General features: G+C 29.6%; 12 protein-coding genes and 1 other annotated feature. Of the genes, 11 read left to right on the forward strand and 1 reads right to left on the reverse strand.

Features of this window, described 5'->3' with window-relative positions; all coding sequences use genetic code 11:
• Positions 1–108 precede the first annotated feature (108 nt).
• The 7 genes from VLM92_RS09070 (at position 109) to thrS (ending at position 9,195) form a co-directional block, all read left to right on the forward strand.
• Complete coding sequence (locus tag VLM92_RS09070) at positions 109–1,158, forward strand: BMP family ABC transporter substrate-binding protein (RefSeq protein WP_325276021.1); 1,050 nt, start codon at positions 109–111, stop codon at positions 1,156–1,158.
• A 439-nt stretch (positions 1,159–1,597) separates the two neighbouring features.
• Complete coding sequence (locus VLM92_RS09075; protein ID WP_325276022.1) at positions 1,598–3,169, forward strand: ABC transporter ATP-binding protein; 1,572 nt, start codon at positions 1,598–1,600, stop codon at positions 3,167–3,169.
• Positions 3,159–4,250 carry an ABC transporter permease gene (locus VLM92_RS09080; RefSeq protein WP_325276023.1) on the forward strand — a complete coding sequence of 364 codons (1,092 nt, stop codon included), beginning with the start codon at positions 3,159–3,161 and terminating at the stop codon, positions 4,248–4,250. Before VLM92_RS09075 ends, VLM92_RS09080 begins: the two co-directional genes overlap by 11 nt.
• Positions 4,250–5,185, forward strand: coding sequence for an ABC transporter permease (locus tag VLM92_RS09085; protein ID WP_325276024.1), 936 nt, complete (start codon positions 4,250–4,252; stop codon positions 5,183–5,185). The genes VLM92_RS09080 and VLM92_RS09085 overlap by 1 nt, the downstream gene beginning before the upstream one ends.
• A 198-nt stretch (positions 5,186–5,383) precedes the next feature.
• A complete protein-coding gene (locus tag VLM92_RS09090; protein ID WP_325276025.1) occupies positions 5,384–6,184 on the forward strand; it encodes a putative sporulation protein YtxC in 801 nt (266 codons plus the stop codon).
• Between the two features lie 145 nt (positions 6,185–6,329).
• The gene (locus tag VLM92_RS09095) at positions 6,330–6,932 is read left to right on the forward strand and encodes a DUF445 domain-containing protein (RefSeq protein WP_325276026.1); all 603 of its coding nucleotides are present in this window, start codon (positions 6,330–6,332) and stop codon (positions 6,930–6,932) included.
• Between the two features lie 54 nt (positions 6,933–6,986).
• Positions 6,987–7,214 (forward strand) — a binding site (T-box leader).
• Positions 7,215–7,275: 61 nt separating this feature from the next.
• Positions 7,276–9,195, forward strand: a complete 1,920-nt coding sequence (gene thrS, locus VLM92_RS09100; protein WP_325276027.1) for a threonine--tRNA ligase — start codon at positions 7,276–7,278, stop codon at positions 9,193–9,195.
• A gap of 178 nt (positions 9,196–9,373) precedes the next feature.
• Here thrS and VLM92_RS09105 read toward each other — a convergent pair whose 3' ends face one another.
• Complete coding sequence (locus VLM92_RS09105; protein ID WP_325276028.1) at positions 9,374–10,777, reverse strand: ATP-dependent metallopeptidase FtsH/Yme1/Tma family protein; 1,404 nt, start codon at positions 10,775–10,777, stop codon at positions 9,374–9,376.
• 461 nt (positions 10,778–11,238) lie between these two features.
• Here VLM92_RS09105 and infC point away from each other — a divergent pair, with 461 nt between their 5' ends.
• From infC to VLM92_RS09125, 4 genes are all read left to right on the forward strand, one after another.
• Positions 11,239–11,748 carry a translation initiation factor IF-3 gene (infC, locus tag VLM92_RS09110; protein WP_325276032.1) on the forward strand — a complete coding sequence of 170 codons (510 nt, stop codon included), beginning with the start codon at positions 11,239–11,241 and terminating at the stop codon, positions 11,746–11,748.
• Between the two features lie 27 nt (positions 11,749–11,775).
• Positions 11,776–11,970, forward strand: a complete 195-nt coding sequence (rpmI, locus tag VLM92_RS09115; protein WP_325276029.1) for a 50S ribosomal protein L35 — start codon at positions 11,776–11,778, stop codon at positions 11,968–11,970.
• Positions 11,971–12,024: 54 nt separating this feature from the next.
• Complete coding sequence (gene rplT / locus VLM92_RS09120; RefSeq protein WP_325276030.1) at positions 12,025–12,381, forward strand: 50S ribosomal protein L20; 357 nt, start codon at positions 12,025–12,027, stop codon at positions 12,379–12,381.
• A gap of 334 nt (positions 12,382–12,715) precedes the next feature.
• On the forward strand, positions 12,716–13,900 hold a 1,185-nt coding region (locus tag VLM92_RS09125), incomplete at its 3' end, for a TrkH family potassium uptake protein (RefSeq protein ID WP_325276031.1).

Here is a 13,900-nt window from a genome sequence, read left to right on the forward strand (position 1 = left end):
ATGATATAAAAAATATAATATATTTTGTTATTAAAAAAATTATATATAGAAAAAAAATATAAAATGATGTAAAATTAAGAAAAATAAGAAATTATTAGGAGGAAACTTATGAAACTTAAAAAGTTATTAGCAGTAGGTTTAGCAACAGTTATGAGTGCTAGTATGTTAGTCGGATGTAGCTCTAATCAAAAATCAGATGCGTCTAAAAATGCTGGCAAGGAAAAGGTATTCAAGATAGCTATGGTAACTGATACAGGTGGGGTAAATGATGAATCATTTAACCAATCTGCATGGTCAGGATTAGAAAAGATAAAAGCAGAGTACGGAGAAGATAAGGTTCAAGTTAAATACTTAGAATCTAAGCAAGATGCAGACTACGTTCCTAATGTTGAAACTTTATATGATGAAGGATCTGATTTAATAATAGGTGTAGGATTTAAATTAGCAGATGCAATAGGAGAAGCAGCTAAAAACTATCCAGAACAACAATTTGCTCTTATAGATGCAGCTTATCCAGAACAACCTAAAAATGTAACTTCTTTATTATTTGAAGATAACGTATCATCTTACTTAACAGGATTAATAGCTGGAAAAATGACAGAAACTAATAAAGTTGGATTTATAGGTGGTATGAAAGGTGAAGTTATAGACAGATTCGATTATGGATTCAGAGCAGGAGTAGAAGCATCTAACCCAGAAGCGGAAGTACTTGTTCAATATGCTAATAGCTTTACAGATCAAGCACAAGGAAAATCTATAGCAAATCAAATGCACAAAAATGAAGCAGATATAATATTCTCTGCTGCAGGAGCATGTGGTATAGGAGCGATAGAAGCGGCTAAAGAAAATGGCAAAAAAGCTATAGGTGTTGACCAAGACCAAAATAAATTAGCTCCAGAAAACATAATAACTTCAGCAATGAAGAATATAGACGTTGCTGTATTCAACTTAACAAAAACTATGATAGACGGTAAATATGAAGGTGGAAAAGTTGTAGTTAATACATTAGAAATGGGTGGGGTTGGTATAGCTCCAACTAGTGATAAGAATGTACCACCAGATGTTTTAGAATATGTTCAAGCAGAAGCTGAAAAAATTAAAGCTGGAGATATAAAAGTTCCTCAAAATGAAAAAGAATACAAAGAATTAAAAAAATAATAGACAACAAAAAGCTATCCTGAATATAGGATAGCTTTTTATATGATGCAAAATATAATTAATATTATTACTTAGAGTATTAATTGGTAAAATGATTTACTATCAGGTATATATATTGAATTTATATAATTTATTGGTTTTAAAAAATAAATATATAATAATGATTATAATTGATACAGTAAGCAAAGTTAGTGTTATATAATACAATATTTTGATAACTTTTGGAAAGAATAATAATATAGAACTTTACCTTTAAAAGTTTTACAAAAATAAAATATACGTAGTAGTAAAAGTAATAGTGATGTTTTAAAAAAATAGCTAAAAGAAAAAACAATAAAAAATAACTTTTTAAAAAGGTAGGAAATGGTTTGTTATGCAGACTAGATTTTAGTATAATAAAAATACTGAATATTTAAACTAAGGAGGGTAAGAACGAGCGATGAATAATAGTAATATCGACTACAGTCAAAAAGTTGTAGAAATGAAAAAGATAACTAAGATGTTCGGGAATTTTGTTGCAAATGATAACATAGACTTGACTGTACATAAAGGTGAAGTGCATGCTCTTTTAGGTGAGAATGGAGCAGGTAAATCTACTCTAATGAACATATTATATGGCTTATATCATCAAACATCAGGTGAGATTCATATAAATGGGAAATTAGTAAATATGGATAATCCTAATGTCGCAATATCTAATGGTATAGGAATGGTTCATCAACATTTCATGCTAGTTCAACCATTTACAGTAGCTCAAAACATAATACTTGGTACTGAACCAACAAAGGGTATGGGATCTGTAGATATAAAAAAAGCAGTAGAAGACGTTAAGGCATTATCAGAAAAGTATGGATTATATGTTGATCCAAATGCTAAGATAGAAGATATAACAGTTGGTATGCAGCAAAGAGTTGAGATATTAAAAGCATTATACAGAGGAGCTGAAATATTAATACTTGATGAACCGACAGCAGTTCTTACACCACAGGAGATTCAAGAACTTATACAAATAATAAGAAACTTAACTAAAGAAGGTAAGTCTGTAATAATAATAACTCATAAGTTAAAGGAAATAAAAGCAGTGGCTGATTATTGCACTATAATCAGAAGAGGTAAGTACATTGATACTGTAAAAGTTTCTGAATCTAGTGAAGACGACTTAGCAGCTATGATGGTTGGTAGAGAAGTAAATTTTAAAGTTGATAAAGTACAAGCAAAACCAAAAGAAGTAGTTTTAGAAATAAAGGATCTAACAGTTAAAGATAATAGAAAAATATCAGTAGTAGATAGATTATCATTAGAAGTAAAAGCTGGTGAGATACTAGGTGTTGCAGGTATAGATGGAAATGGTCAATCTGAATTAGTGGAAGCTTTAACAGGACTTAGAAAAGCTGAATCTGGAAGTATAAAGATAAACGGACAAGAAGTTTTAAATAAAAGTCCCAAAGAAATGTTTAATAAAGGTATAAAAAATATACCAGAAGATAGACATAAGAGAGGATTAATATTAGATTTCTCTGTAGCAGAAAATACAGTTTTACAAAACTATAAAGATTCTAGATTCTCTAAAAATGGAATCTTAAATAAAGAAGCGATTGATAAATATGCAGAAGCTATAGTAGAAAGATTTGATGTAAGACCTACAGATCATACAACTAAAGCAAGAGCTTTATCTGGAGGAAATCAACAAAAGGTTATAATTGGTAGAGAAGTTGATAATATAGAAGTTTCGAGAGCGACTACAGGTCAAGTTCAGCTACTAATAGCAACTCAACCAACAAGAGGATTAGATGTTGGAGCTATAGAGTTTGTACATCAATCACTAGTTAAGCAAAGAGATGAAGGAAATGCTGTACTTTTAGTATCTTTAGAATTAGATGAGGTTATGAATGTATCAGACAGGATAGCGGTAATTTATGAAGGAAAAATAGTAGGAATTGTAGATGCAAAAGATGCAGATGAAAATACATTAGGACTTATGATGGCTGGAGGTGAAGATAATGAGCAGTAAGGCAAACAAGAAAAAGATCTCCTTAGCAGATAATGCGATATTATTTTCTTTAATATCTATAATCTTAGGCTTATTAGTTGGTGCAATAGCATTAATTATAGCAGGATTTAATCCGATAGAGGCTTACGTGGCTATGATAGAAGGTATATTTGGAAAACCAAAATTTATGGCATGGACTATAATAAGATCTACTCCACTTATATTAACAGGTCTTTCTATTGCATTTGCATTTAAGACAGGTCTATTCAATATAGGAGCAGAAGGTCAATTTATAATAGGTGCATTAGTTGCTACCATAGTAGGAGCTGGAGTGCAATTACCTCCTTTTATTCATGTACCATTTACACTTTTAATGGCAGCATTAGGTGGAGCTATATGGGGCGGATTTGCAGGTTGGTTAAAATCTAAGTTTGGAATAAATGAAGTTATAGCAACTATAATGCTTAACTGGATTGCTTTTTATCTAAGCAACTTTATTATAAAAACTACATGGTTAGCTAGACCAAATAGCGAAGCTTCGGTAAGTATAAATGAATCAGCAAGTATAGGAATAGACTGGATGACTGGATTAGTAGGACCTGCTACTAAAGTTAACTGGGGTATAGTTATATCTGTAATACTTGTTTTAATAATAGCATTTGTATTGTTCAAGACAACTCTAGGATTTGAATTAAGAGGAGTTGGATACAATAAATATGGTGCAGAATATGGTGGTATAAATGTTAATACATCAATATTAAAGTCTATGGCAATAGCAGGTTTACTTGCAGGTATAGCAGGAGCTATACAAGTTATGGGTGTGTCTCATAATATAACAATACTTGCAGCGCAAGAAGGATATGGTTTTGATGGTATAGCTGTTGCCTTAATAGCGAATAGTAATCCAATAGGAGTTATATTCTCAGGACTATTATTTGGTGCATTTAAATATGGTGGAACTAAGATGCAAGCTATAGGTGCACCTTCAGAGGTAATAAATATAGTTATAGGATCTATAGTTTACTTTATAGCTTTAAGCAGTGTTTTAAGAATGTTATATGTAAAAATTAGGGATAAAAAAAATAAAGGGGGTAATGTATAATGCAAGATTTAGCTTTAATTCTTAGTACTACTTTAATGTACTCTACACCCCTTATATTTGCAGCATTAGGTGGAGTGTTTTCAGAGAATTCAGGTATAGTTAACATAGGTATTGAAGGTATGATGACTATAGGTGCTTTTGCAGGTGCAGCAGCAGGTGTTATTATAGGTAATCCTTGGATAGCATTTATAATAGGTGGATTAGCAGGTGGTGTATTTGCGCTTATACATGCAATTGCAACTGTAAGCTTTAATGCAGATCACACTATATCAGGGGTTGCAATAAACTTATTAGCTCCTGGAGTAGCATTATTTGCATCTAAGATAATGTTTGATGGTGCAACTATGACACCAACAATACCAATGGAAAATAAGATGCCAAGACCATTAAATGGAGTGTTTCCAGCTGGTGGTGTATTAGATATAATATTTAATTCATATGCAACAGTATTTTTAGCATTTATATTAGTTGCAGTTGTATGGTATGTATTATACAAAACTAGATTCGGTCTTAGAGTAAGAGCAGTTGGAGAACATCCTGGTGCAGCGGATACATTAGGTATAAATGTTGCTTTAACAAGATACTCAGCAGTTATAATATCTGGTATATTGGCCGGATTAGGTGGAGCTTCAATGAGTTTAGCAGTTGTTTCTTCATTTAGACCAACACTAATATCAGGACAAGGATATATAGCTATAGCGGCAGTTATATTTGGTAAGTGGAGACCACAATGGGCAATGGCAGCATGTTTACTATTTGGATTCTCTACAGCACTATCAGTATACTTTGGTAATCCAGCATTACCATTTAGTATAAATGAAAACTTGTTGTCAATGATACCATATATTGTTACATTAATAGTTTTAGTTATTTTTGTTAAGAGTTCTAAAGCTCCAGCAGCACTTGGGAATCCATATAAAAAAGGTGAAAGATAAAAAATGATAGCATATGCTATCATTTTTTTTGCATATTTATAGCTATAGAATATGAATTAAATGAAAGAAATATAGATATAATAAAAGAAAGTGTTATTAAAATATGCAATTTGAGAAAAATAATAGCTATTTTAAGTAATGAAAATTTATTAGATTAAGCTCGAGAGTTCCTCTTATAACAAGAAAGGAGCGATTAATTTGGCAATTAAAAATATTCATCTGAGTTTATCACAACAGGATAAAGTATATGCTATGAAATTTCTAAATAGTAATAACCTAAAGAAAGAACTGAAATATGATAATGAGCTTATAGAAATAGAAGTAAGTTCTAATAGTAAAGAGAGAATAAATACAGAAACAATAACAGAAGAAATAACAAATTTAATAATAAATATAATGAAGGATAAGTTATTAAAGGAGTATATATTGAAACAATACAATGATACATATTTCAATGAAAAAGAGAAAATATATGTCTATTCATTAGATTTATTTAAAGAGCAAGAGCCGCTTATTCGAGATTCTATATATAATAAAGTATATAACTACATATTAAATAATAATTATATAAATATAGAAGGATTTGTGAAATTTAGAATGAAAGAATTTATGTCCTATATATCTAATATAGGAGATATAGCGGTAGAAGAATACATAATGAAAAAGGACCAAGATGAATTTATAAATGTCCTAAAATACTTTGTAGAGATACAAGACGAAAAAATAGATTTATTAAGAGTTCATATTATGAAAGATGATTCATTCATATTATATGATAAAAATGGAAAGATAATAGATAATATTGATGATGAAGAAATTATAAATATGGTAATACAAGAAAATTTAAATTATGAGGACTTCTTAATAAGTACATTACTTACATTATGCCCTGGAACAATAGAAATATTAGATACATTAAATAATAATTCATCTAAAGAAATAACAGAGACAATAAAATCTATTTTTGGAGATAGAGTAACATCTATATATCAAAATTAAATAAAAATAAAGTTTCATGACTAATATATTATTCTATATAATAAAAAATTACTTTTTAAAGCGTAATAAAAGCCTTATAATGATATAATGGATAGTTGCAAAATGAACTGCACATATGATTATATTAAAGTAAGGAGATTTTATTATGAATGATATATTTAAAATATTAGTATTAGCAAGTATAGGCGGTATAATAGGTTACATAACTAATGTTGTTGCTATTAAATTAATATTTAGACCAATAGAACCTATTAAAATACCTATAATAAATAAAGAGATAATAGGATTAATACCAAAGAGAAAAGCTGAGATTGCTATAAATATAGGTGAAGTGATTCAAGAACAATTTCTTTCATTAGATGAAATATTAGAAAATATAATTACAGATGAAGATAAGCGAAATGTAGTAGAATATATAAAGACAAAAATCAAGCTTATGATAAATGAGAAAATGGCATTTGCTCCTAGTGCAATAAAAAATCTTATCAAAGGATATGTATCAGATGCAATAGAAATGGAAATTAGACAAAGTATAAATGATTTAAGTGAAGAAATAATAGTTAAAGCAAATAAACGTATAAATATACAACAAATGGTAGAGAATAAGATTAATGAGTTAGATTTATATGAATTAGAGGAAATAATACTTAAAATAGCAAAAAAGGAATTGAGACATATAGAAATATTAGGTTTGATACTAGGATTTATGATAGGTATAGTGCAAGGATTAATAATTATATTTATGTAATATATTATTGTTGCTAGAGGTATAACTATCTGATATAATTATACTAAATTTAAAATAATAGCTAAGAAAAGGACAAGTAAGATAGAAACAATTTATCAGAGAGGATAAGCCACCGGCTGTAAGCTTATCTAAATATGACTATTTGAAAACTACCTTGGAGCAGAATTTAGTAGCATATTTTAATATGTGAAAGTATTCGGTTGACTACCTTACAGTCATCAAGAGGGTTGTATGAATATACGCCAACTTGGGTGGAACCGCGAATTAATACTCGTCCCAAATATACTATTTGGGTCGAGTTTTTTTATTTATAAAATTAAGACTAAATTGAGGAGGTAAAACAATGATAAAGATTACTTTAAAAGATGGATCAGTAAGAGAATTTGAAAATGAAATTTCTGTTATGGATATAGCTAAATCTATAAGTGAAGGTCTAGCTAGAGCAGTCGTTGCAGCATCAGTAAATGGGGAAGTAGTAGGATTAGATTATAATGTATGTGAAGATTGTGAATTAAATCTATTTAAATTTGAAGATATAGAAGGTAAAGATGTATTCAGACATACATCTGCACATATGTTAGCTCAAGCTATAAAGAGATTATATCCAGATGCTAAGTTTGCAATAGGACCAAGCATAGAAAATGGATTCTACTATGATATAGACTTAGAGTATAGGTTAACAATGGAAGATTTAGAAAAAATAGAAAAAGAAATGAAAAAGATAGCTAAAGAAGATTTAGCTGTAGAAAGATACGAGTTACCAAAAGAAGAAGCTTTAGCTTGGGCTAAAGAGAATGGTGAACTATATAAAGTTGAGCTGATAGAAGAATTACCAGAAGGAGAAATAATATCTTTCTATAAGCAGGGAGACTTTACTGATTTATGTAGAGGACCACACTTACCTTCAACTAAAAAGGTTAAGGCAGTTAAGTTATTAAGTGTGGCAGGTGCTTACTGGCGTGGAGACGAAAAGAACAAAATGCTTCAAAGAATATATGGTATATCATTCGAAAAGAATAAAGATTTAGAAGAATACCTACACTTATTAGAAGAAGCTAAAAAGAGAGACCATAGAAAATTAGGTAAAGAATTAGATTTATTCTTCATACCAGAAGAAGGACCAGGATTCCCTTTATTTTTACCAAAAGGTATGGAGCTTAAAAATGAATTATTAAAATTCTGGAGAGAAATACATAGAGCTGACGGATATGTTGAAATAGAAACTCCAATAATATTAAATCAAAAACTATGGGAGACTTCAGGTCACTGGTATCACTACAAAGAAAATATGTATACAGTTCAAATAGATGACCAAGACTTTGCTATAAAGCCAATGAACTGCCCAGGTGGAATGTTATTCTATAAATCTAAGCCACATTCATACAGAGATTTCCCTATGAGAGTTGCTGAGTTAGGTAGAGTTCATAGACATGAATTATCAGGTGCATTACATGGATTAATGAGAGTTAGGGCATTTACTCAAGATGATGCACATATATTCATGTTACCAGAACAAATAAAAGATGAAATAAAAGGTGTTGTAAACTTAATAGACAATGTTTATAAGGCTTTTGGATTTGAGTATCACTTAGAATTATCTACAAGACCAGAAGATTCAATGGGTACAGATGAAGAGTGGGAAGTAGCAGAAAATGGATTAAGAGAAGCTTTAGAAGAATTAAACTTACCATATAAATTAAACGAAGGTGATGGAGCATTCTACGGTCCTAAGATAGACTTCCACTTAAGAGATTGCATAGGAAGAACTTGGCAATGTGGTACTATACAATTAGATATGCAATTACCTCAAAGATTTGATGTAAACTATATAGGTCAAGATGGAGAAAAGCATAGACCAGTTATGATACACAGAGTTGCATTCGGAAGTATAGAAAGATTCATAGGAATATTAATAGAGCATTATGCTGGTAAATTCCCAGTTTGGTTAGCTCCAACTCAAGTTAGAATACTTCCAATATCTGACAAATACAATGACTATGCTAATGAAGTTAAAAAAGCTTTATTTGAAAAAGGTATAAGAGTTGATATAGATGATAGAGCAGAAAAGACAGGATTTAAGATAAGAGAAGCTCAGCTTCAAAAGATACCATACATGATAGTAGTAGGTGAAAAAGAAGCCTCTGAGAATAAGGTATCTGTAAGATCAAGAGATAATGGAGAAATTGGAAGCCTAGATTTAAATGAATTTATAGCAACAGTATTAAAAGAAGTTGAAGAAAGAATTAATGTTATACAAGCATAATAAATATAACATTTAAAATAAGTTAATAGTAATAAATAATCCCTAAAGTCTTAAAAATATAACTTTAGGGATTATTTTTAGCAACGGGTATTATAGAGTGTATATGAAATAGTTAGTCAATACGTCGCTTTAAATGAAAATTTTTATTATAAGTTTTATAATTAACAATAAAAGAAGATTAATTAACAAATTCTTTTGTTATTAAAGATTTTAATTCGTCATGTGTCATAGTTTCGTTATCAAATAGATGTTTTGAAACTACGTGTAAATCATTTATATTATTTTTTAGTAAATCCAATGTTTCATTATAACAACTTTGTACTATATCGTTGGCTTCTTTTTGAATTTGCTCTGACATAAATGTTTTAATGTTTCCGTCTATAGTCATAAATCCTAAGTTACTCATACCATACTCACAAACCATTTGATTAGCGATGTCTGTTACTTTTTTTAGGTCATCTTTTGCACCTGTTGATTTGTGGCTGAAGATAAGTTCTTCAGAGGCTTTTCCAGCTAGTAAAATCTTTATTTTTCCAATCAATTCATCTTTAGTATATATATATCTATCTTCATCAGGTAGTTGAAGTACATATCCTAAAGCTTGTCCTCTAGGGACTATAGATATTTTTTGTATAGGGCAAAGTCCAACTAAATTACTAACAAGTGCATGACCTGCCTCATGATAAGAAACTATCTTTTTTTCTTTTTCTATTAATACAGAATTTTTAGATTCAAGTCCTGCAATAACTCTTTCAAGTGCTTTATCGAAATGAATAGAAGTAATAACTTCACTATTATCTCTGACTGCAAATATAGCAGCTTCATTTGCGATATTTGAAAGATGAGCACCGTTGAATCCATGAGTTTTTTTAGCTAAAAGCTCTAAATCTACAGATGGATCGATTGGTTTATTATTGGTATGAACTTTTAGGATTTCAAATCTAGTATGATAATTGGGAGAACCTATGTGTATGTGTCTATCAAATCTCCCGGGTCTAAGTAGAGCTTCATCAAGTAAATCAAGTCTATTTGTAGCGCCTACTATTATTACATTTGAATCTTTAGTAAAGCCATCCATCTCAACTAAAAGTTGATTTAAAGTTTGATCTTTTTCATTGTTACTTTCTAGATGTCTCTTAGCACCTATAGCATCAATCTCATCTATAAAGATTATACTAGGAGCTTCCTTTCTAGCTTTTTCAAATAGTGTTCTAACACGTTTAGCACCTACACCCACGTATTTCTCAACAAACTCAGAACCAGTAACATTGAAGAAAGAAGAATTAGTTTCTCCCGCAACAGCAGATGCAAGCAATGTTTTTCCTGTACCAGGAGGTCCATAAAATAAAACTCCCTTAGGTATTTTTGCACCCATTTTCTTATATTTGTCTGGAGACTTCATGAAATCTACTATTTCAAAAAGCTCCTCTTTCACTTCTTCTAACCCAGCAACATCACAAAAAGTAGTTTTTGGTTTAGTAGAGCTAGAATCATCAGCGGGATTTTCTTTTTCCATTTTAGTTTGAGCAAATACAGGCACCGGTTTGTTAAGTTTCTTAAAAAAATTGTTTAACATTTTCATAGCCATACACCTCAATAATAAAAATTATTTATTTACTTTATGATTACCATATTTACTAATATTTATTATTTAAAATTTTCCATAAATAAACTACAAACATTTAATATCTTTAAGTATAACCAGAAATTAGTCAAATCATTACTACTAATAGTATAAATTTTAGAAGATAAACTAGTAGTACAGAAGAAAAAATAGAATTATATAGAAGTTTATAATAATTTTTAAAAAAAATAAAAATATAGTTGCAAAGATAATAAAATAGTGATATATTATATAGAGTAACTAATGAAAAAACGAAGAAGAAGTCCGCTTCTCACCTTACGATCTAGGTTGTCAGGTAAATATAAGTTAAAGCTTTTATATTTTTATGTATAAAGCTTGTCTAAATGTGTTAACTTATATGGCGGATGATTTATATCATTCGCTTTTTATATTTATAAAAAATTTGGAGGTGTCCTACCATTAGCAAAGAACAAGCAATCAATGAACAAATAAGAGATAAAGAAGTAAGACTTATCTCAGATAGTGGCGAACAACTTGGTGTAATAGCTACTAAAGAAGCTCAAGCAATGGCTAACAGTAAAAACTTAGATTTAGTAATGATATCGCCTAATGCTAACCCACCAGTATGTAAGATAATGGACTTTGGGAAGTTTAAGTATGAGCAAGCTAGAAAAGAAAAAGAATCTAAGAAAAAACAAAAAGTTATCAATATAAAAGAAGTTAGATTAAGACCAGGTATTGAAGAAAATGACTTAAATACTAAGGCTAATAACGCTATAAAGTTCCTTAAAAAAGGAGATAAAGTTAAAGTTGAGCTTAGATTCAGAGGTAGAGAATTAGGACATAAAGACATCGGAAAACAAGTAATGCTTAAATTCATAGATATAGTAAAAGAGTTTGGTGAACCAACTAAAGCCCCAGCATTTGAGGGTAATAATATGGTTGTAATGATAGATCCAAAAAAATAGATGATTAACTGAGAGGAGGAAATTAACATGCCTAAAATGAAAACTCATAGAGGTGCTGCTAAAAGATTCAAGAAGACAGGAACTGGAAAGTTAAAGAGATCTAAAGCTTTCAGAAGACATATATTAACTAAGAAAGCTGCTAAGACTAAGATGCAATTAAGAAAGTCTGGAATAGTTACTGCAGGAGATGCTAGCAGAATAGCACAATTATTACCATACTAAAAATCGGATTAAAATAAACAAACATTAAAGAGGAAAACAAAGGAGGTCATAACGATGGCAAGAGTTAAAAAGGCTATGAACGCTCGTAAAAAACACAAAAAAGTGTTAAAACTTGCAAAAGGATTTATAGGAGCAAGAAGTAAATTATACAGACCAGCTAATACATTCGTAATGAAGGCGTTAAAGAACGCATATATAGGAAGAAAGTTAAAGAAGAGAGACTTCAGAAAACTTTGGATACAAAGAATAAATGCTGGAACTAGAGCTAATGGATTATCATACTCAAGATTCATGAACGGATTAAAATTAGCAGGTGTTGAAGTTAACAGAAAGATGTTATCTGAAATGGCTATAAATGATCCACAAGGTTTTGCTAAATTAGTAGAAGTTGCTAAGTCAAAATTAGCTTAATTAAAAAATATAATAAATTTATATAAATGAAGCCTTTGAATGAAAATTCAAAGGCTTTTTTAAATATAGATAAAAAATAAGACTTGCCTTGTAATTTATATGATAATTAATTGTTTAGGCCTAAGAATTGAAAATTTAATTTATGTAAATAATATTTTTTAGAAGCTTATAAATAAGGTTAAAAAATGTTAATTTTATTTAACTAAATTAAATATACAGATTATTGTTTTTAGATAAAATTTAGAATATAATATAATAATGGTTATAAAGGCTTACATATTTAGTAGATTTATAATTATGAATTAGTTTAATTATAAAGGAGGCCTAAGTTTAGGTGAAGACAATATTCAAAAAAATTGTTAATTTTATAAATAAAATGCAACCTACTCAAATAATGGTAATAGGATTTGCGATAGTTATATTAGTAGGAGGTATATTACTAAATTTACCAGTATCAACTAAGAGTGGTGAAAGTATTGGTTTATTAGATGCACTATTTACAGCAACATCTGCAGTATGTGTTACAGGTTTAGTTATGGTAGATACAGCAACATATTGGAGTGGATTTGGTCAGCTAGTTATAATAATGTTAATACAAATAGGTGGACTTGGGTTCATGACAATAGCAACATTATTTGCTCTTATAGCTAAAAAGAAAATCAATTTAAGAGAAAGACTTTTAATACAAGAAGCGTTAAATCAAATTGATTTGTCAGGATTAGTAAAATTAACAAGATATGTATTATTAATGACTTTTTTAATAGAAGGTATAGGAGCATTACTTCTATCTACAGTATTTATTCCTCAGTTTGGCATAGGAAAAGGGATTTGGTATAGTATATTCCATGCAATATCAGCATTCTGTAATGCTGGATTTGATTTAATGGGAACTGTTTCAGGACCATTTAGTTCATTAACATATTATGTGAATAATTTTACTGTAACAATAACTATTTCAACGCTTATAATTCTAGGTGGATTAGGTTTCCCTGTTATTCTAGATGTAATTAAACATAAGAAGATATCCAAATTAACAATACATTCAAAAGTTGTGTTATTCACGACAACTATGTTAATAGTAGTAGGAATGGTATTTATATTATTATTAGAATATAATAATCCAAATACATTAGGACCGTTAGGATTTGGAGGAAAGTTACTTGCTTCATTATTCCAATCAGTAACAACTAGAACGGCTGGATTCAATACTATAGATTTAACTATAATGTATCAAAGTAGTATATTTATAATGATAATATTAATGTTTATAGGAGCATCTCCTGCATCAACTGGAGGAGGAATCAAAACTACTACACTAGCAATACTGGTACTTACAGTTAAATCATTTATACTTGGAAAAGAAGATATAGAAATATATGAGAGAAGAATTGGACCATCTACAGTTAGAAAATCCTTAGGGATATTTTTCATAGGAATTGTAGTTGTGGTATCTGGAACTTTAATAATCTCAGTTACTGACTCTCAATTTACATTAGTTGATGCAGGGTTTGAAGTAGTA

The sequence above is a fragment of the Romboutsia sp. genome, from assembly GCF_035470145.1.
Classification (GTDB): domain Bacteria; phylum Bacillota; class Clostridia; order Peptostreptococcales; family Peptostreptococcaceae; genus Romboutsia_D.

Bases quoted from the DNA above. Each gene is read 5' to 3' on its own strand.
- thrS (WP_325276027.1), top strand. From the start codon at position 7,276: ATGATAAAGATTACTTTAAAAGATGGATCAGTAAGAGAATTTGAAAAT.
- VLM92_RS09070 (WP_325276021.1), top strand. From the start codon at position 109: ATGAAACTTAAAAAGTTATTAGCAGTAGGTTTAGCAACAGTTATGAGT.
- VLM92_RS09095 (WP_325276026.1), top strand. From the start codon at position 6,330: ATGAATGATATATTTAAAATATTAGTATTAGCAAGTATAGGCGGTATA.
- VLM92_RS09080 (WP_325276023.1), top strand. From the start codon at position 3,159: ATGAGCAGTAAGGCAAACAAGAAAAAGATCTCCTTAGCAGATAATGCG.
- rpmI (WP_325276029.1), top strand. From the start codon at position 11,776: ATGCCTAAAATGAAAACTCATAGAGGTGCTGCTAAAAGATTCAAGAAG.
- VLM92_RS09105 (WP_325276028.1), bottom strand. From the start codon at position 10,777: ATGAAAATGTTAAACAATTTTTTTAAGAAACTTAACAAACCGGTGCCT.
- rplT (WP_325276030.1), top strand. From the start codon at position 12,025: ATGGCAAGAGTTAAAAAGGCTATGAACGCTCGTAAAAAACACAAAAAA.
- VLM92_RS09075 (WP_325276022.1), top strand. From the start codon at position 1,598: ATGAATAATAGTAATATCGACTACAGTCAAAAAGTTGTAGAAATGAAA.
- VLM92_RS09085 (WP_325276024.1), top strand. From the start codon at position 4,250: ATGCAAGATTTAGCTTTAATTCTTAGTACTACTTTAATGTACTCTACA.